The organism is Micromonospora sp. NPDC003241, assembly GCF_053589795.1.
In genome coordinates, this window is sequence record NZ_JBSFSO010000010.1 from 1 (window position 1) to 18,885 (window position 18,885).

General features: G+C 65.1%; 18 protein-coding genes. 11 read left to right on the top strand and 7 right to left on the bottom strand.

The features are described 5' to 3' along the window. The coding region (locus ACWDVW_RS10950; RefSeq protein WP_449946821.1) for a transposase at positions 1-270 on the top strand (270 nt) is incomplete at its 5' end. Between the two features lie 1,567 nt (positions 271-1,837). After that, complete coding sequence (locus ACWDVW_RS10955) at positions 1,838-2,491, top strand: protein NO VEIN domain-containing protein (RefSeq protein WP_449947105.1); 654 nt, start codon at positions 1,838-1,840, stop codon at positions 2,489-2,491. Between the two features lie 343 nt (positions 2,492-2,834). Here the strand turns inward: ACWDVW_RS10955 and ACWDVW_RS10960 are convergent, their stop codons facing one another. From ACWDVW_RS10960 to ACWDVW_RS10970, 3 genes are all read right to left on the bottom strand, one after another. Then, complete coding sequence (locus ACWDVW_RS10960; protein ID WP_449946823.1) at positions 2,835-3,374, bottom strand: hypothetical protein; 540 nt, start codon at positions 3,372-3,374, stop codon at positions 2,835-2,837. A 103-nt stretch (positions 3,375-3,477) separates the two neighbouring features. Further along, positions 3,478-4,029 (bottom strand): hypothetical protein, encoded by a 552-nt coding sequence (locus tag ACWDVW_RS10965; RefSeq protein ID WP_449946825.1) that lies wholly within the window; start codon positions 4,027-4,029, stop codon positions 3,478-3,480. 92 nt (positions 4,030-4,121) lie between these two features. Further along, complete coding sequence (locus ACWDVW_RS10970; RefSeq protein WP_449946827.1) at positions 4,122-5,567, bottom strand: HEPN domain-containing protein; 1,446 nt, start codon at positions 5,565-5,567, stop codon at positions 4,122-4,124. A 118-nt stretch (positions 5,568-5,685) separates the two neighbouring features. Here ACWDVW_RS10970 and ACWDVW_RS10975 point away from each other — a divergent pair, with 118 nt between their 5' ends. The 3 genes from ACWDVW_RS10975 to ACWDVW_RS10985 all read left to right on the top strand — a co-directional run bounded on the left by ACWDVW_RS10975 (position 5,686) and on the right by ACWDVW_RS10985 (position 7,953). Next, positions 5,686-6,648 carry a hypothetical protein gene (locus ACWDVW_RS10975; protein ID WP_449946829.1) on the top strand — a complete coding sequence of 321 codons (963 nt, stop codon included), beginning with the start codon at positions 5,686-5,688 and terminating at the stop codon, positions 6,646-6,648. Between the two features lie 271 nt (positions 6,649-6,919). Beyond that, entirely contained in the window at positions 6,920-7,090 is a 171-nt protein-coding gene (locus ACWDVW_RS10980; protein WP_449946831.1) for a hypothetical protein, read from the top strand. A 224-nt stretch (positions 7,091-7,314) separates the two neighbouring features. After that, the gene (locus ACWDVW_RS10985; RefSeq protein ID WP_449946833.1) at positions 7,315-7,953 is read left to right on the top strand and encodes a hypothetical protein; all 639 of its coding nucleotides are present in this window, start codon (positions 7,315-7,317) and stop codon (positions 7,951-7,953) included. Between the two features lie 85 nt (positions 7,954-8,038). Here the strand turns inward: ACWDVW_RS10985 and ACWDVW_RS10990 are convergent, their stop codons facing one another. Next, the gene (locus tag ACWDVW_RS10990; RefSeq protein WP_449946835.1) at positions 8,039-8,446 is read right to left on the bottom strand and encodes a transposase; all 408 of its coding nucleotides are present in this window, start codon (positions 8,444-8,446) and stop codon (positions 8,039-8,041) included. 1,324 nt (positions 8,447-9,770) lie between these two features. Here ACWDVW_RS10990 and ACWDVW_RS10995 point away from each other — a divergent pair. The 4 genes from ACWDVW_RS10995 to ACWDVW_RS11010 all read left to right on the top strand — a co-directional run bounded on the left by ACWDVW_RS10995 (position 9,771) and on the right by ACWDVW_RS11010 (position 13,752). Further along, positions 9,771-10,553, top strand: coding sequence for a transposase family protein (locus ACWDVW_RS10995; protein WP_449947108.1), 783 nt, complete (start codon positions 9,771-9,773; stop codon positions 10,551-10,553). Between the two features lie 409 nt (positions 10,554-10,962). After that, a complete protein-coding gene (locus tag ACWDVW_RS11000) occupies positions 10,963-12,192 on the top strand; it encodes a helix-turn-helix domain-containing protein (protein ID WP_449946837.1) in 1,230 nt (409 codons plus the stop codon). Positions 12,193-12,404: 212 nt separating this feature from the next. Further along, a complete protein-coding gene (locus tag ACWDVW_RS11005; protein ID WP_236145651.1) occupies positions 12,405-12,572 on the top strand; it encodes a hypothetical protein in 168 nt (55 codons plus the stop codon). Continuing rightward, positions 12,562-13,752, top strand: a complete 1,191-nt coding sequence (locus ACWDVW_RS11010) for a helix-turn-helix domain-containing protein (protein ID WP_449946840.1) — start codon at positions 12,562-12,564, stop codon at positions 13,750-13,752. The genes ACWDVW_RS11005 and ACWDVW_RS11010 overlap by 11 nt, the downstream gene beginning before the upstream one ends. Before the next feature lie 76 nt (positions 13,753-13,828). On the opposite strand, the gene ACWDVW_RS11015 is transcribed toward ACWDVW_RS11010, so the two are convergent. Beyond that, the gene (locus tag ACWDVW_RS11015; protein ID WP_449946842.1) at positions 13,829-14,290 is read right to left on the bottom strand and encodes a GNAT family N-acetyltransferase; all 462 of its coding nucleotides are present in this window, start codon (positions 14,288-14,290) and stop codon (positions 13,829-13,831) included. A 197-nt stretch (positions 14,291-14,487) separates the two neighbouring features. On the opposite strand from ACWDVW_RS11015, the gene ACWDVW_RS11020 reads away from it, so the two are divergent. Both ACWDVW_RS11020 and ACWDVW_RS11025 read left to right on the top strand, forming a co-directional pair. Continuing rightward, on the top strand, positions 14,488-15,411 hold the full coding sequence (locus ACWDVW_RS11020; RefSeq protein ID WP_449946844.1) for a CDP-diacylglycerol diphosphatase: 924 nt from the start codon (positions 14,488-14,490) through the stop codon (positions 15,409-15,411). A 347-nt stretch (positions 15,412-15,758) separates the two neighbouring features. Then, positions 15,759-16,526: a Crp/Fnr family transcriptional regulator gene (locus ACWDVW_RS11025; RefSeq protein WP_449946845.1), complete on the top strand. Its 768-nt coding sequence runs from the start codon at positions 15,759-15,761 to the stop codon at positions 16,524-16,526. Positions 16,527-16,609: 83 nt separating this feature from the next. On the opposite strand, the gene ACWDVW_RS11030 is transcribed toward ACWDVW_RS11025, so the two are convergent. Together ACWDVW_RS11030 and ACWDVW_RS11035 are read right to left on the bottom strand one after the other, a co-directional pair. Next, positions 16,610-17,914, bottom strand: a complete 1,305-nt coding sequence (locus ACWDVW_RS11030) for a hypothetical protein (protein WP_449946847.1) — start codon at positions 17,912-17,914, stop codon at positions 16,610-16,612. 375 nt (positions 17,915-18,289) lie between these two features. Further along, positions 18,290-18,829 carry a DUF4240 domain-containing protein gene (locus tag ACWDVW_RS11035; protein WP_449946849.1) on the bottom strand — a complete coding sequence of 180 codons (540 nt, stop codon included), beginning with the start codon at positions 18,827-18,829 and terminating at the stop codon, positions 18,290-18,292. Positions 18,830-18,885: the final 56 nt, after the last annotated feature.

Here is an 18,885-nt window from a genome sequence, read left to right on the forward strand (position 1 = left end):
AACACCCACGTCTCCGCCGCCATGCAACAGATGATCGACGCCCGGGACTGGCTGACCGTGATCCGGCTACCGGCCTACGCCCCGGACCTGAACCCGACCGAAGCAGTCTGGTCCCACCTCAAACGCAGCATCGGCAACCTCGCCGTGACCGGCGTCGACCACCTCCAAGCGATCATCCGCAACCGACTCAAGAGCATCCAGTACCGCACCGACCTACTCGACAGCTTCCTCGCTCACACCGGACTGACCCTCGAACCCGACACAACCTGACCATTCAAGATCTGTAGCGTCCCCCATCCATACCAACCATGCGTGTCCATCGACACATGCAGCCCTCGTCTGCTGCCAGCCGACGCACCTCGGCCACGTTCTCACCAGCAGCCTGTACGGCTGGGCGAGAATGAGCGCCGGTGTGCCGCCCAGATTCCAGCGGGTCACGTGGTCCATCCAGCGGCCGAGCGGATTGCACGGACCGCGCAGTGGCCTCTGGCCAGCCAGTGCAAGTCTTTGCAGGAGGTTCTCGCCAGCCGCCGCCCGCACCCGTCTGCCCAGTCGAGTAGCCGGCTGCGGGCCTCCACCTCGATGTTCGGGCCATAGGGCAAGCCCTGACTGGCGAGCACCCCAGTTTGGCGGCGCGGGCTTCGATGGTGTCGTGCAGATTGCGTTGCTCTGGGGTGGCGTGTCGGCGTCAACGTTTCTCGCGGCCTGGGTAGAAGAATCCTTGGTGCTCGCAGCAGTGGGGTATGAGATCGCGGCCGGTCACGGTGCTCTCCTCCGGTGCGAGTGGGTATGTCGAGGTCCTCATGCGCCAGCAGCCGTCAAGTGTTCACCCTTGCCTACTGCATCCGGCGCTGTAGCTTCCCGGTTCGGGCGTGTCGTCGCCTTCTGTGCAGCGCGGACACCGGGGCCGAACCGTCCGCGGTTCGTCGTTGAGGAGGTGTCCCATCAGCGCCTCAACGGTTTCGCCGGTGCTGAGGCCGTTGCACGAGGCCTGCCCGTAACCGGGCAAGGCGCGTTCGACTGGGCCGGTCAGATCGACGGCCAGCCGACTCACATCGGCACAGGCGGCCTCGTCCTGGCCGCGACGAGCAGACACACACCGCTCTGCTGAGCCTGATCAAGAACCAGCGTGCAAGTTGGAATTAATCGGGCAAAATATTGCAGCCAGCGTGCGGATCGGGGCAGATCCGTAAACGTGGTCATGGTCGATGTTCGATCGGGTTCGGCGAGGAGTTGAGGGCCCTTGCAGACCTTCGCCGAGAGCGCGGCAAACAACTAACACATAAGCTGTCCATCGGTCGGTCGGCTGACGATGATCTATCGATACGGCCCTTCAGTCGCGGCGGCATATAAGAAACAATCAACAGCTCGCTTGCAACGCCGGGGCTGTCTGCCCTCTTCCGATGAGGAGAACCAGCGCTACATGGCCAGCATGACGTCAGCCGAGTTCTTTGCTGCCCTTGACAGATTGGAACATCGTGGGTTCGAGCACTTGACGACTCGCTACAAGCCTTTGGCCTTACTGTGGACAATCGGCCGGATAGACACTGGCGGCCCGCAGCTGCGAATGGCAAAGTGGCGCGAGTTTCGCAGTGGTATGCTGTCGATTAAGCAGAGATACGGGCGCCCGCTTCCGGAGCCGGATCCACAGTACCCATTCTGGGAATTGCGTAGCAGTGATTTATGGGAGGTGGTGGGTATCGAAGGTAACGCAAAGTGGCCTTATGCGCCTTCAGTGGGCTCGCTCGAATCACGGAATCCGTCAGGTGGCCTGACCTTGGAGGCAGCAGCAGTACTTGCCGACCGGTCGATTCGCGTACGGGCGGTCAGTTCACTGATGAACCGGTTTTTTTATGACGAGGACCATATCCGACTGGCAACCGACCTTGGCTTTGATCGAAGCAGGGGCGCACATGTATCAAATGCGAAAGCATCAGGAATTTCCCGCTCGCCCTCGGTGTTGGGTCCGAGCGGGCCTAACGTCGCATCAGCCAAATCGGCGGCAAGTCAAGGTGAGCTCGGAGATGGTGCCGCCGGCTTTCGGATAGTGACAAGATCGTCGGCAGTCCGGCCAAGCGCTCAGGGTCGGCAGGCTGACGCTGCGACGAATAGAGCGATCGAAATCTACGCCGAGGACCTTGCGATTGAATATTTCAAGAAATTGGGCTGGTCTGTTGCGCGAGTCGGGCATCTTAAGCTGGGATTTGATCTTGATTGCATGCACCCGACGGAAGGGGCCCTGCACGTCGAAGTGAAAGGTACGCAAGGCCTTGGCGAACGAGTAACCTTGACCCCGAATGAGGTGCGACACACCCAGGCCACTCAGGCGTGCCGCGCGCAGCATGCGCTCTATGTTGTCGCGGGAATCGGCGTTGACACCGGCGCTGAGCCAATCCGGTGCTTCGGCGGACGGGAGCGGTGCCTCCGGCCCTGGCTCATCGACAGTGCCTTGCTAACACCAACGCAATACGCCTACACCGTGCCAGGGTAGGCAAGAATGGAGTCTATGAGAAACGGCTACCCATCGCGCTTCCCCAATTCTCGGGTATAAGGTGAGATTAGAGGCAGCGATCGCTTCTTTTCCGAAGCGGAAGGTGCTCTTGATGCCTATACAACGAACACGGAGCGAAATTCGCCGATTTCTGAGACTCGTAACGAGGAAAGTGATACCTGGAAGGTTGCACTTCGGGACAGCAGTGGAGCAACTTATCGCATGACTCTTTGCCGCATTATTGGAATTTGAGCACCGACTCTCCAAGCGGGAAAGATCGCCGTGTGCGTGGCTGGGTTAATGCCACTTAAGACATGGCGTTCTGGCGTGCCGGCGCGAGGGGTCATACCCCCACCGGGCCGTGCTCCGGCTCAGTGTCCCGGGCGGAACTAGCAGCATGTCGAGCCCTGCCAGCCTGTCTCAAGCGCTCCGCGATGGCGGCGGCTTCTTGCGTGTACACCAGCCCACCCTGGCGGACCAGTTCCTTCCTGTCGGGAGCAGTTATCTTGTAATGGCGCACTTCTACCTGAATGTCGCTGATAGCGGTGCTTGCGTTCCCGAGCTGCACGTTCACGCCTTGCAGGGATCTCTTCGCTTCCTTCAACTGCTCGCTCAGCTTTCCCTTAGCTGTCTTGGTCTCCGCCAGCGTTACGCGCAGCTCCTCGCTCTCTTGATGTGCCTTGGCAAGAGCCTCCTGCACACGACTCAGTTCGCCTTCCATCCTGGTCATGATCGACTCGGCGATCTGCACCGACTTGTCAGCGATGTGGACCTTCCTCTCGCGTCGGCTGAGGAGGTGGCTGATAAAGGCGGCGAACACCGACCCAAGCCCGAAGGCACCTGCTATGGCAACACCCAAGGTAATCTTCTCTGCGGTGGTCACTCTGCCTGCCCTGGTATCGATGGCTGCCCTTCAGCAGGGCAGGCTGTCAATTCATGCCTTGGCTCACTCTCTCTGAAGAGCGAAGGCATCCCTGCCGGACTGGTCAACGGCGAGGCTTGGGAACGGCACCGACGGCTCCGCCGTCATCGTCGTCAGGGCGGTCGATGATGCTCTCGGCCTGGAGAACGGCAAGCGTGGCTGCGTCGAGGTCTATGCCGTTGTCAAGCATGTTGTGGCTGATATATAGGGTTAATTGCTTGAGGCGACCCTCTACGTTGTGCTGGATTGACTGGGCGGTGCGCAACGTCTCGTCCAACTCTGCGCTAGCTTCTGCAACCTTCACCGCAGCTGCGGTTGTCTCCGCCATCACCTCGCTTGCAGCTCGAATCTCGGCCAGTTCCGCCCGCAACTCGCCGCTCTCCTCCTGGGCAGCAGCAAGGGTGGACTGAAGACGCTCAAGCTCAGACTCCATCCGAGACATCAGCGTGTTCGCAATCTGAACAGACTTGTCAGCGATCGTTACTTCCTTCTCGGCGATCGCCGCCCTCTTCTCAGGGCGGGATAGGAAGTGGTCGAACGCAGACTTGAGCAGTGCGCCGATGCCCAACGCGGTCGCGATGGAGACGGCCAACGTGATCTTCTCTGCGGTGGTCACACTGCCCGCCCTGGTATAGATGCCTGTCCGCCAACGCGCACGCTATCAACTCGTTATTCTGGTCAGGGGTCGGCTCCTCGTCCAGTCACCGCTCAGGCGTCCGTGGCCCCACCTGCTGGAGGCGGCCCGGCGATCCGCTCCACCGCAGCCTCCATCATGTGGAAGACGCCTCGCCGTCGAAGAGACCGCACAGCCCGTGACATGCCCTCGGCGCCGACACCAACTCGCTGAAGCAGACAGAGGCGAGTGACCTGGAACAGGCTCTCTGCAAGCCAGTACAGATCTGAGCCATCTAACGGCTCCCGTCCTTCATCAAGGTGCGTTAGGTTGTTCCTCGCCCGCTTGATCGCTCTCACCCAGGCGTCGACATCGTTTCCGACCAAGGAGTTGATGTTCTCGCCAAGCGCACTGGCAAGCTCCCTCAGCCGCCGATCGAGGCTCGGATCGTTGGCGTGCGCCATGATGTGGGAGAACCAGGCGTGATGCTCGGGCGGTACGCCGTTCTCTCTGATCTGCCGCCGCAACCTGCGGAAGGCCGACGGGGTGATGTAAGAGCCTCCGACCGTGGCTCGGTGTAAGCCCTCTGCCGCTGACGAGATGTTGAGGAACCGGTTCTCGCTGTAGATGCCGTCACTTCTCATGCTCAACAGCGCCCCGATGATGGGCCTCAGGCTTGGCGCACTGTCGAGCCAGGTAGCTACGGTCTGCACTCCACCCAGGTCGTCAAGCGGGACGAGCACATCCGTAGCGGAGAGCGTCTTGACTTCCGTTCGTCGACTTAGGTCACCTAGCCTCACCTTGATCTCAATCTCGCGGCGAGTACCTGGAATCGGCGCACCCGATCGGAGCAGTTCCGGGTGATCCGACCTGAACACAACGAGGCTGTCGAACGAGTCGGCGCGATCAGTGCACAAGGAACTCAGGTTGTAGAGGTTGCCCACATCGGAATAGATCATCGATAGCGGCATCATCTCGTCGTACTCAATCACGAACTCTGGCCACACGCTGACTTTGAAGCTCTCAAGCTCCACGTCCTCACGAGACCATCGGAAGTCAACTAGTATCTTGCCCCGCGAGAATCGTGCCTCGCTCGCTGGCGGCCGATCTAGTCGGCAGACCATCTCTCGCCTGTCTACGCCCTGAAGAGCCGAGTCAACGTCAACGGATATGGCGTCCTTGCCCACCCAAGGTGCAGCATCACGAAGACGAACAATCACTGACTCGAACACCGTCTGTTCATCGTCCGCGAAGTGTCCTCCAACGAGGATGCCGTTCACGAAGAACTTCTTGCGATGGAGCCAGCCGCAGTCGATCAGCGTCACAGGCTGCCCGTTGCTCGGTTCCTCGATCAGCCCGAAGATCCGGTCACGCGTGGCCCCGCCCAATTCCACCATCATGCCATCAGGACGGACCTCTACGAGCGGCTCCGTCAAGAAGAGATCTGCCCCGTCCTTCGGGTCGAACACGAGTCGCCCGTGGCGCTTGGCCTGCTCGTGTCCAGGCAGCCAGAAGGAGCCAGTTACTTCGAGGGGTAGCACAACCTGACAATAGAGGAGATCACTGATCTACGGCATACCTGCACCGAGCCGCTGCGACTTGCCGCCAACGAGTCGGTCACGCCACAGCCTTGTCAGCCCGAGCACGTAGCCTTGCCGCGTGGCGCTCAAGCGGGTGTACCTCGACCAGCGGGACTGGATCACGCTCGCCCGACAGCATTACGGGCGGACGGACGACAAGGAGATAGCGGGCGTGCTCGCACTCATCCGTGAAGCATCTGCCGCCGGTCACGCATCCTTCCCACTGTCGGCCGCCCACTACATCGAGACCTTTCGGCAGCGTGACCCGGCTCGCCGACGTCGCCTCGGAGCGTTCATGGCCGAGATCTCGCGCTTCCATGCCATCGCCGACGCACCGGTTCTCTTGGAGGCCGAAGTGCACGCGTCGCTGTGCGCTAGGGCTGGTCTGATGCCAACCAAGCAGCCGAAGCCCTTCGGGCGAGGAGTCGTGCACGCGCTCAGCATCGACAAGCCGCACTACTTCGCAGATGCGGACCTGGAGAAGCGGGCGATCGCTCAGCTTGGCGCAGAGGCAGTGTTCGATTACTTTGAGTGGGCCTCGATCACGGGTCCTAACAAGGAGCTACCTGCGGAAGGGATCGCGCTGCCCTCGAACGAGTTCGCGCAACGCCAGCTGGACTTCGAGCGAGAGACGGCAGAGAGGCTCCAGAAGTGGGGGCACAGCAGCGACCGGGCTCACCGGCTTGTTCTCGCGCAGGAGGCGCAGGACATCGTTGATCTTGCGAACAAGGAGTCGGTGGCGACGGGAATTGACATGTGGTCTTACATCACGTCGTCTAGAGAGACGCTGACCGACTTCATGCTTTCACTTCCGGCGAAGGGTGCCATCTGTCGGTTACGCATGTCGGCCCATGAGGATCAGCGCTTCCGGTGGCACAAGGGCGACCTCAACGACATGACGGCACTGGGAACAGCCGCCGGCTACTGCGATGTGGTGGTGTCGGAGAAGCACTGGGGGAGCATCTTGCGCCGGCACGCTGAGCATCTTCACGCCAAGGTCACGTCCAACTTGCGAGACCTGCCGCAACTGCTGGTTGGCTGACTCGCCGCATCGGCTGCGACTACAACGGCATGGTCGCTCCGGTTCTGGCTGGCGAGGCGCTGGGAAGCCCGCGAAGTCCGTACGAGCATGTCTCGCCGAACGTGTGTTCGAACACGCGGTCCGACACGCAAGTCACCCGGTTGGCTCGCTATGGTGTCTCCTGCGCACGCGGCACTGACCAACTTGGACCTGAGCTCAAGCTGATCGCGGGTCCGGATGGCTCCGGCGGCCGGGGGTCTATCCGCCCTCGGATCCGACGAGTTGGGGTGAAGTGGCAGTGACAGTGCGGCGCAAGGGGCCCTCGGGCCCGAGCAAGAACCGGCGGACCAACGCCAACCGGTGGCGGGATGTCGGCGAGTGGGTGGCACTGGCACTCAAGGTGCTCGCCTACGCGGCAGGGCTGGCGATGGCGCTGGCCAAAAACGGATGCGGGCCCAACTGACCTAGGGTCAGACGGGCCCACACCGAGAGGAAGGGCCTCCGCCTCACGGCTCCTACACCTAGGGGGCGGGGGTCTGCCACTGCACCACGCTGCATAGCAGTGCATCGTGTTGTAACGCTTCGCACGATACATCTCGTGACAGAGATGGGCGACACCGTGTTGCCTATCCCTCGCCGAGGTGGCATGCGGGAGCATGTGCTGGGAGCCAGGAGAGGACCTCAGGTATGGCGCTGGAAATCTTCGAGGGCAAGGGCTTCAATGGCGCGACCCTCGCGGTGGCAGTGTTGGCCCTGCTGGTGGCGGGGGTGGCAGCCTACTTCGCGCGTGAGGCGCTGTTCCCACCTAAGAGACGGATCACCATCCATGTGCTTACGCCTGTCCGCCTTCTCGCCGGCGCTCGGGTAGGGCTCGACGACGTGGAGGTCTCGCGTCGAGGACGCGTCCTTCCTGACCCTCACGTCATCACCATCCTGATTAGGAACACGGGCAGGCATGCGGTAGCGAGCGAGCAGTTCGACCAAGGCAGGCCCCTGAGGGTCGACCTTCAGTCGCCGATCGCAGCCCTTCTGAATCCGGCCGGCGGGCAGGCGCCCTCTGGTGTCGTCGTGGAGGGCACAACTGTCTGCTTCGGACCCGAGTTGGTCAGACGCAAGCAAGAGATTCCGATTCAGGTTTTGGCCTCGGAGTGGGGCGATCAAGAAATCACCTTGACTGAGCATCTGGTGGACACAGAGTGCCGAGTTCAGTTGGGCGGCTTCGAGCAACCAAGGGTGACCCGTCGTGCTGAGGCGGTGGCTACCGCATCAGCTACCGTCGGGCTCACCGTGAGCATAATTGCGCTGGTAACTGACCTCTTGAACTGAAGGGTCGGTCGTGATCGTCCCTTGTCTCCGCATCGTTCCGTCCCCCGCCCAACGGGCAAGCTCTGCTCGCGCGTACAGGTCTGCATCACTGCTTGTTCCCCTCGGCGTGCGCACGTTGCCCACCTTGCGCTATAGGCGCTTCTTTGAGGGTGTCGCGGGTCCAGTCGACCAGGCGTCCGGTGAAGCCCTGGTCGGTGGAGACGTGCCGGATCGGGGTGATCCTGTATGCCTGGAGCAGGGCGGTTTGGTGCCGTTGCGGTCCTGCCCTCGCGGTGAGAACGGTGGCGGCGACCAGCAGGCCCAGGGCGTCGATGACGATGAACCGCTTACCGCCGTTGACCTTCTTCCTGGCATCGTAGCCCAAACTGTCCCGACCGACGGTGCCGGCGCCCTTCACGCGATGCGAATCGATGACCCCCGCCGAGGGGTCCGGGTTCCGGCCCTGCTGCACCCGCGCCTTGATCCGCAGCAAAGTAAGGAGGTTCTCCGTCACGCCGGCTTGCCATCGGGTGAAGTACCATCGCACCGTCTTAACCGACAAGGCCCGACAGTTTGTCATCACCTTCTTCTAGTGGATTGCCGGAAGAATCATAAACTAGTGAAGCGGGTCGGCGGACATCTGGAGCTTTGCGCGCATGAAAGACCGCCCTAACTGCATCTAGTCTCGCACCTGGGATATCGGCTGGTAGGCGAAGCCATCCATTGTATGGAAGTGCCACCATAAAAGCATCCTTTTGCAATCGCTCACGGAGCCGATAGAACCAACGTGGGTACCGGTGGAAGGTGGATCGCGCCGCATGTCGGCCCGTCTTCGCAAGCCGCAGGAGTAGACGGAATGCGCGAAGTCGCCCGTACCGGCGCGAGGCTCGCCATGCGTTAGAGAGTCGGTCGGCTTGGCGTAGGCTGCTAGCAGGATGATCCTCGTACTCCGGGTGCCATGCTCCGTCGAGGTCGCCCAGGTTGTACGCCTGCATCTTGAGCAGGTCTGCTAGGAGGACCGCCCTTTCCGCTGTCCCGCGCGCGACTTCGAGAAAGTCTCCCCATCCGATTCGTGCGCTAATTTGATCTATGTCGATGCCGCGTAACGCATGTCGTTCCATGTTGGCGGGAGCTGGACATTCCGATCGATTTGCATAGTGCTCCTGAACTAGCATATCGACTCTGTCTCCGAGTCGGAGAAGTGAGGGTCCCATCGCATCATAGGCTGCGCTCAGCTCAAGCCGATTCTCCAAGATCAGTCCAGTGACTCGTGCGAGGTGAGCTACAATCCGCTGCACTGCTTGTCGATATGGAAGTAGGAGATCCTGGGCCGTTTGGCTACCTTGCTCCAGCTCCTCCATCTTCTCCGCTGACGCGCTGGCGGCGTGTTGGATGTCCAGCCAAGCCACCTCGGCATCGCGATAGAAGCGCAATGCGTTCTCATATTCGAGGGCCAGAGATTTTGGAACGCCACGGTAAACGGCCGCTGTGGGGCCGGAGGCTATAAGAACGGCACGCTCCCAATCTTTAGCCAAGGTGGCCCAAGAGTCGGATTGCTGCCTATACAGCTCGCCCTCTTGCAGCTCTCTCTGTCGACTCTGCGAGCGAATTTGCCCGATCAATCCCACGATGCTGATGATTACAGCACCTACTGCCGTTGCCAACGTCCAATCAAGGGATCTTAAGTCCATCTCCGGCGCTTTGTCCTCATTGAGCCTTTTTCAACCTGATCCTGCAGGTCAGGGATGGTGTGAGTGGCCCGGGTGTCGATGGGAGCGAGGCTCCAGGTAAGACAGCAAATCGACCAAAACCCGATGCCCCGACCGGGAGCCTCGCCTGTGCTGTCTTACCCGTCCACGATCTCGTTGTCCAGCCGGACCTTGAACCACCTGGCCGATCGCATCCGCAGCTACCGCAACCAGCGCCGATCCAGGTGGCGGCGCCTCGATGCGGGACGGCAGGCACTGCTTGCCCTGGCTCACCTGCGTAACGGTGACACCTACACCCGGCTGGCTGCCGGGTTCGCTGTCGGCGTGAGTACCGCATGGCGGTACGTGCAGGAAGCGATAGCCCTACTCGCGGCGACCGCCGATGACTTGACCACCGCCATGGACCGGATCCGCCGGCTGGCGTACGCGATCCTCGATGGCACCCTGATCCCGATCGACCGGGTCGCCGACCAGAAGCCGTACTACTCCGGAAAACACAAGCACCACGGCATGAACGTCCAGGTCATCGCCGACCCGGCCGGCCGCCTCATCTGGGCTTCGCCGGCGCTACCCGGCTCAGTCCATGACCTGACCGCAGCCCGAACCCACGGCATCATCGACGCGCTGACCAACGCGAACGCGATGACCTTCGCCGACAAGGGCTACCAGGGTGCCCGCGGCAGCATCCGCACCCCGTTCAAGCGGCACCGCTTCCGGCCGAAACTGTCACGCCGGCAGAAGACCGTGAACCGGGCCCACACAACGATCCGCGCCCGGGGCGAACGCGCGATCGCCACCCTCAAGACCTGGAAGATCCTGACCAAGCTGCGCTGCTGCCCACGACGAACGACCCCGATCGTGCAGGCCATCCTCGCGCTGCACCACATCGAAGCCAACCCCCACGCAGGATGAAAATGGCTCATTGTCGAATCGGGCGACCTCAGCCGCAGCGAGTATAGGCGTTGTTAGCAAGTCTCACACTCTTTATTTAGGTCGGGCAGCGCCAGGTCAAGGAGCCGTCTCGGCACACGCGTGCATTAAGGCGGTGTGAGACGTCGGCACGGGGCGGAGAGCCAACGTGAGTCGAAGGCGGGACGTGACCAGCGCGCTGGCCGTGTGACCACAGGTCACGTGACTGCTCGTCTAAGTTCCGCTTGACCTCTGCCCCTCGGGCTGCCCATGGCGCGGCCCGTCGCGAGCCAGCGCTCGGCCCCGGTGTTTAGTGCCATGGCGCTTGGGTCGATGCGGTGTACCGTCCGGAGTGGTGGCCCGTCGGGCGGTCGGCGGGTTCGGGCTCAGTCGGTTCTCCGGGGAGGCTGCCATGCTCACGACGATCGGTGATCACCTACGCAGACTGCGTAGCGAGTCCACTCTCACTCAGGAGCGGCTTGCGGAGCGTGCGGGCGTCAGTGTGGAGACGATTCGCAAGTTGGAGCAGAACGAGCGGACCAGCGCCCGCATGTCGACGTTGAACAAGTTGGCGACTGCGCTTGGCGTACCGACGTCCGCGCTGATGGGTTCCGCTGCGCAGGCGCAGGCCATGCGTGAGCCCGATGCCGCGCCGCTGGGCCTTGTCGATGTCCGCCGCGCTCTGACGCCGGTCTCGGGTCTCGACGGGCGTTCTGTGGTGGACGACCCCGAGATCGGCCCACCGACTGCCGCTGACGTGCGCCGGTCGATCAAGGCGGCGAACACGATCTACCATGCCAATGACTACGCGGCAGCTCTCACGTTGATCCCCGGCCTGCTCGATGAGGCGCGGACGTTTGTCGACGTCGCTGACGGTGATGAGCGGTTGGTCGCGCATGCGCTCGCGTCGCAGGCTCACCAGTTGGCGGGTCGGCTTCTCATCCAGCTACGCCGCGTTGACCTTGCGCATGTCGCCCTCACGGCGGCGCTCGATCACGCTCGCCGCAGCGGGGATGAAATGGTCGGTGCGGCAGCGGTGGCACCGATGTGTTGGCTGTTGCTGCGGCAGGCCCGGTTCGAGGAGGCTGAGGTGCTGGCGGTACGGACCGCCGATCAGGTGGAGCCGAAACTGTCCACCGCCTCACCTGCCCACCTGTCCGCCTGGGGCTTCCTGCTGATCAAGGGCGCGTCGGCGGCGGTGCGGGATGCCCGGCACGACGACGCCCGGGACATGCTCGACCTGGCGGCGGCGGGTGCGCACCGGCTTGGTGACCGGCCTAACCCGGACGCCGATATCACGGGCAACGACTATTCGGCCGAGGGTGTGCACCTGATGCGGGTGGAGTCGGCGGTTATCGCGGGCCGTCCCGACGAGGCATTGGCTCTCGCGCAGCAGGTGCACCGGTCTCCGCAGGTGACCCCGTCATCGCGGCAGCGGCACTACCTGGACGTCGCGTGGTCCCACGCTCAGACGGGTGCGTACGCGGACGCGACCGGTGTGCTGATGGATCTCCGGGATCGGGCACCGGCGTGGTTGCGGCAGCAGCGGTATGCCCGGGACATCGTCCAGTCGATCGCCGAGAAGCGCCGGCGGGCGATGACCAAGGAGTTGGCCGAGTTGGCGTCGCTGGTCGGGGTGTAGTCGCACAACACGTACCACCTTTCCCGCAGGTCGCACGACGTGGCCTGCCGTGTACCTGTCCACCCCCATTGCGCCCCGTGAACATGGCATTACGGGGTGCGACGGCGCGTGAGGTGCTGCCACCAGTTCTCAGGTGAGCCGCGCCCCTTCTGTCAGCACAGCAAAGGTCGTCTTTCGAGCGCACCTTGCCGTGCCTTTCGAGGAGGTAGCGGGTGGACGGTGTACAGCGCGAGCCGGTGCAGAGTCGAGGCGAGCAGGCGGAAGCGGCGGAGCGGGAGGCCGCGAAGCAACGCATCCTGGCGCAGGCTGAGGCGGAGCGGATACCGGTCGAGGAGACCACTCGGGCGGTGCCGGATCGGCGGTGGCGTCGTGCCCGGTGACCCGGTCCCGATTGGGCGGCGGGTCGCCTACCTGCGGGCGCGGCGGAACCTGTCGCAGCAGACGTTCGCCGACCGCCTGGGTAAGTCGAAGAGTTGGGTGGACAAGGTCGAACGCGGTGTGCGGTCGTTGGAGCGCCTGTCGGTCATCCGGGACATCGCCACGGTGCTGCGGGTGGATGCGGCGACCCTGCTCGGTCGCGATGTCGAGCCCGCCGATGCGGTCGAGCGTCACGAGGGTGTCGCCCGGATCAGGGCGGCGATGTCGACGTACGAGATGACCCTCGGTCGACCGTCCGCGCGCGGCGAGGTGATGCCGCCGGAGCGGGTGGCGCGGGAGGTCGCGCACGCGTGGACCACCTACCAGCACGCCCGATACCCGCACCTGATCGACCTGCTGCCGGGGCTGTTGACCACGGTGCACCGGGCGTACGCCCAGGACCCGGAGGCGGGCCGGACGTTGGTGGTGGAGGCGTACCGGGTCACCACGGCGTTGCTGGTCAAGCTGGACGAGCATCAGCTTGCCTGGTTGGCCGCCGACCGGGCCATGTCCGCCGCTACCGGCGACCGGTTGTTGCTGGCGTGCGCGTCGGTGCAGCTCGGTCAGGTGCTCCGGACGTCGGCGCGGGCGCGCTCGGTGATGCTGGCCGCCGCCTACCAGATCGCCCCACCCGACCCCGACACCGGCGAACCACCGGAGGTGTCGCTCTGCGGCAGCCTGCTCGTGCAGGCCGCCCTGATCGCCGCGACCTGCGGCAACGATCGCGCCGCCGCTGACCTGCTGGACGAAGCCGCCGAGATGGCCGCCCGGGTCGGCGAGGGACACGACCACCACCGCACGGCGTTCGGCCCGACCGCCGTCGAACTGGCCCGGGTCACCGCCGCCATTGAACTCGGCGACACCTCGGACGCCGTCGCGCGGCACGAGAAGGCGATCGGCCGGGACGAGTGGCGGTGGCTACCCGTCGAGCATCGCGCCGCGCACCTCGTCGACGCCGCTCGCGCCTACCTGGACACCGACGACGCCACCAACGCCGCCCGAGTGCTGATCCAGGCCGACGCCACCGCGCCCGCCGAGATCCGGCACCGACCGGCGGTACGAGAGATGGTCGCCCACGTGGCCCGCGACCAGGACGCTCCCACGACGATCACCCAACTCGCCATCAGCCTCGGGCTGGTCTGACCACGCCGTTCCTGTCCCGGAGCGCACCACCCGTCTTCCTGGACCGGGGCGAGACAGGTGACGACGGGACGGTGGCTCAGGTAGCCGGTTCGCGGACGTACTCGGCGATCCGGAGGCCGGGGATGACCTCGCGCTCACCGATCAGGCGGAAGTCGAGACGCTCGTAGAGCCGGCGGGCCGGGAGGTTCGCCGCGCCCGTGGCGACCACGGTCCGCCGGTCGCCGGCCGAGGCGAGGAGCGTCCGCACCAGGGCGGTGCCGGTGCCGCGACGGTGGGCCGTCGGGTCCACCACGAGCCGGTCGATGTCCAGCTCGGTGGGGTTCTCCGACCAGGCCACCGCACCGACCAGCCGTTCGTCGTGCTGGGCGCCGAGCCAGCGCAGCGGCGCGGCGCGCAGCGCGTCGAGCGTCTCGTGCAGGGGTGGGATGCGGTCGTCGCCGATGAGGGACGCCTCCACCGCGTACGCCGCGTGCTGGATCGACAGCAGCGTCCCGGCCAGTGTCTCGTCTGCGCCGGGGTCGATCTCCGTGATCCGCACCGCGCCATTCTGGCGCACCGGCCGGAGACGGCCGTCACCAGCCGGTGGACACGATCAGGGGACCGGTCGTCGGCATCGAGGAGCTTTCGGGTACTCCGCCCTAATGTCGACATCGCGTCCGAATCGTCCTTCCCGGCGTCCTGGCCCGAGACGGACACCGGCGCGTCCACACGGATCGGGAACCCTGGAGGCGGATGGTGGGCGACGACAGGACCGGCACGGAACTGGGCAGACGCCAGTTCGTCAGGCTCTCGGGAACGGTCGGTGCCACGGGTCTCCTGGGCCTGGTCGCCGCCGGTCGGGCGCGCGCCGACGGCGGCTCCGACGACGGGGGAGGGCCCCCGGTGAGCCCGGACGCTCCCGGTGCTCCGGGCGCCGCCACCTGCCCCACGCCCTCCGCGTTGTGCGGCTACCCCAGCGACACCGGTGGTCGGTACGACCTGTGGGACCGGGTGCAGGTCTGCACCGGAGCGAAGCCCGGACCGCCGTTCCCGCAGTGCCTGCGCACCACCACGACGTACGTGGTCCTCAACGGCGGTTCCGGATCCGACCACGACTACCTGCTCGTCCCGACCTGCCGTGTCAGCGGCATCGAGTGCCCGTTCATCGCCACCGCCGCCGCCCCGAACTACTGGCTCGACGCGTGGCTCAACGCCCAACCGGGCCAGCCCGGACACGTGGTCTATCCGCACGTCGGCCTGGGCGTCAACTCGGCCGACCCGATGATCCGGCAGCAGGACCAACTCCACATCCACCTGGCCGGGATCCACTCGGGCATCCAGACCCAACTGCAGAACCACGACGCGTCGATCACCAACAACCCGGCCCGGTGGCGCGATCAGATCGTGCCGATCTGGGGTCTGACCGGCACCGGCGCCCCCGCACCGCGCTCCTATCGGGTCCTGCACGTCGCCAACCTGAACGAGAATCTCTTCCGGCTCCTGCTCGACAGCGTGGTGCGGCCGACCGGATCGAACATGGCGGCCCAGGCGATGGCGGTGACCCCCCGCCTGATCGGCAACGGGGGCTTCTACGTCCTGAACAGCGAGCCGGGGCTGACCGTCCCGCCGGGTCAACCCGGCGGCACCGGCACCGTCGACTTCCTGCTCGCGTACGTCTGACCCGACCGGCCGGGTCTGCATGTGTCGTGTTCGGCGCGGTGCCTGGACCCGACATGCTACACCAGCCGGTATGGTCTGCCACGTCGTGCGGGACGCCCTCGCGCGGTGGGCAATATGCGGTACGAGCGGTCATTTCACGGGTTGACTCCCGTGTCGAATCGGACCCATCCTGGCCGGGTGGCCATACCTGAGGAACCGTTCGGTCCGCCGGTGCCGGTAAAACGCGCGACTGACGGGCGGCCGGGCGACTCGCTAGCGTATCAGGAACGGACGCCAAGATCATTGATGATCCGGCGCGATCCCTGGGCACCCACCGCGCTGACGAGACATCGGGACGGTGAACGGAGATGACCCTGGCCAGCACGCGGACCGCCACGAGTGTCCTGGACGACATGCTCGTGCCGCGCGGATCCGAGCTGACGCTCCGCCTGATGAAGGGCGTGCGATCCGCTCTCTATGCACACCCCGTGGCGGCCCGGCGGGTCGCGCTCGCGGCCGGCGAGCTGTTGCAGACGGACGGCGCGGACGGTCGTGTCTATTTCATCGACAGTGGCGCGATATTCCTGGAGCACTATTCTCCGACCGGTCGCCGGACCATTATCGACATGTTGTCGAAGAACGAGTACTTCGGCGAGGACTCGCTTCCCGGAATGCCGAACCAGTACATTCCCGCCGCCGTGGTCGACACGAATCTGATCGTGCTCGACAACGTCGTCATGCGGGACCTGCTCGACGAGGCGAACATCTGCGACGTGTGGTTGCGCAGCCAGATGTTGAAAGCGCGCCGGCACCGATCGCTGCTGTTACAACACACCACATCCGACTGCGAGGCGCGTCTGGCGATGCGACTGCTCGACCTGGCGCAGGGGTTTGGCACCGCGTCCGGCCGGAGCATCCGCATCGGCCTCAAGCTGCGCCACGAGGACTACGCCGCGATGATCGGCACGACCCGCTCCCGGGTCGGGCTGTTCCTGCAACGCTTCACCGAGCGCGGGATGATCCGAAAGACGCCGTGCGGCGCCATCCACGCCGACCCGCGCCTGATCGTCGACTACCTGATGGAACGGATGGGCCTGGGGCCGGGCCGACTGGGCCGCCCCGACGCCGTCGCCTGAGCGGCAGTCCACCTGCCGGCGTTCGGTACGCCTCCGGCTCCCGCCTGCGTAGGCGGGAGCCGGAGGAGACGACCGAGTGGTCGTTACCGGCCGCTCGGCTCCACGACCGTCGGGGTCGCGGTGCTCGGGGTGGCCGCGCGGGCCTGCTCCCGGGCCGACCGGACGTCGTGCCGGCGACGTCGCTCCCGCGCGTTCTGGTAGAGGCTGCGTCCCCAGAGCAGCAGTCCGCCGCCGTCGAGCAGGAAGCTGATCACCGCGATGGTGACGAAGTCAAACGACCCCATCATGGAGTCCTGCCCGGAGACGAAGAGCAGGAACTGGTAGATGAAGCCCCACAGCAGCGGGATCCCGACGAAGATCAGGGTGAGCAGGGCCATCAGGCGCCCGCCGATCCACGCCAGGGCGTACCAGCGCACCACGCGCATCTCCCGCCGGGGCAGCCCGGACTGGTCCACCCGGGGCGTGCGCCGCACCATCCGCGCGACCAGGTTGCGCAGGTAGTCCTCGGTGTCGGACATCAGGTTCCGGCACCCGAGCGCGGTGGCGACGATGTAGTAGCCGTCGGTCCGCAGGAACAGGAACGTCTGCCAGATGATCCGGACCAGGTACGTGAAGAGCAGCGCCGTGAGCAGCAGCGCGCCCCACTCCGGCAGTTGCAGGTAGCCCTGCCGGCCCGCCCAGAGGGCGAAGACGAAGGACGAGGCGAGCACGCCGTCCACCAGGGTTCCGGCGATGAACGCGACGAAGCGTTGCCGCTTCGGCGCCATCCAGATCGTGCTCATGTCGGTCTGGACCACCAGGATGTACATCTGGTTGCCGATGACGAGCCGCGACGGTACGCCCGCCGCCCGTGCCGCGACCATGTGCGCGGCCTCGTGGATCGCGACCCCGACCAGGGTGAGGATGAACGTCGCCCAGGTCAGCGCCGCGAAGTGGATCGGGAACAGCAGCGTCTCACCGGGCGTCGGCAGCAGGTCGGGATCGTCCGCGGCGAGGTACACGCCACCCGCGATGATCAGGACGCAGAGCAGCAGCACGGGGAGGCTGACCATGCGGCGGGCCACCGTCGGGCTGAGCCAGTTCAGGCTCCAACTGCGCCGGGGGCGGGACGTCGCGGCCGGGGCGGGGGCCGGGGCGGGGCTGGGTGCGGCGGCCTCGCCGTCGACCTCGACGAAACCCTCGTCGCCCAGCGCGTCCAGGAAGTCGGTGATGTCGGGCGTCTCGGAGTACTTCTGTTCGTACTGGCGGACCGCCTCGCCCACCGAGTTCCCGGCGGCCAGCGAGTGGAGCAGATCCAGCCCTTCGGCGGGGATCGACAGGAACACCTGTCGCTCGACGTCGCCGATGATGACGGTGTCGCCCTCCGCTCGGTGGTCGAACGGGCGCACACGGACAAGTGTGTCTGGTGGGTAGCCGGCCATGGTCAGTCGTCCTTTTCGCTCATCTCATCCGGGTCGTTGAAGGCCGGCACCCGGAGTTGCCGTCCGGGTGCCGGCCTTCAGGTGTGTCACCGTCAGGAGACGACACACGCAGCGGCGACAGCGCTGGTCTTCACCGACTCCAGCCGGCGAACCGTGAGCTTCTTCATGAAAATCACCTCCCTCGCGACATCGGGCAGCACTACGGTGCCGGTCGCGGGAGAGATCGTCTGCTCACTTATGTGCATACGCCGATAGCGTGTGTGTGGCATTGAGCGAGTCGAACCGAACATACTTCACAGGCGACGCCGGTCCGGCGGCGCCCTGGTCGTGTCGACCCGGGAGCTACGCGTCGGCCCAGCCGGCCGGATTCATGCACGACTCCCGGCTGATCCCCGAGCCGGTGTCCGGCCAGTCACCGAACCGCTCGTGATGCAGGTGGGAGAAGAGGTAGCAGAAGCCCTCGCAGCCGGCGTCGGGCACCGCCGTCACCGGATTCGCCTTGACCGCCTCATAGAACTCCCGGCCCAGCGCCACGATGTACCCACGGGCGTACAGGAAGCCGTCGTCGGAACCGTCGGTGATCTCGTGGATGTCGGCGCGGTCGATGTCGTACAGCTTGCGCTCCACGACCCGGTCGAGGGCGACCAGCTCGGTGCGGGGCAGGTCGGCGGCGAGTCGGCGCAGCTCGGTGACGAACGGGTCGAGCCACCGGTCGATGGCGTACCCGTCGTCGTGTGCGGGGTCGCGGCCGACCAGGGCGCGACGCAGGGCCGTCGGCTCCGGGCCCAGCGCGGCCCACGCCTGCTCCACCAGCGCCCAGAAGCGGTCCTCCTCCTCGGCCGTCGGCAGCGTCGGGGAGGCGATGAGGTCGTTGTCGGTCATTCGCGGACGATAACCACCCCCACCGACACCGGAGCCGCTCCGATCGAGGCTCCTGG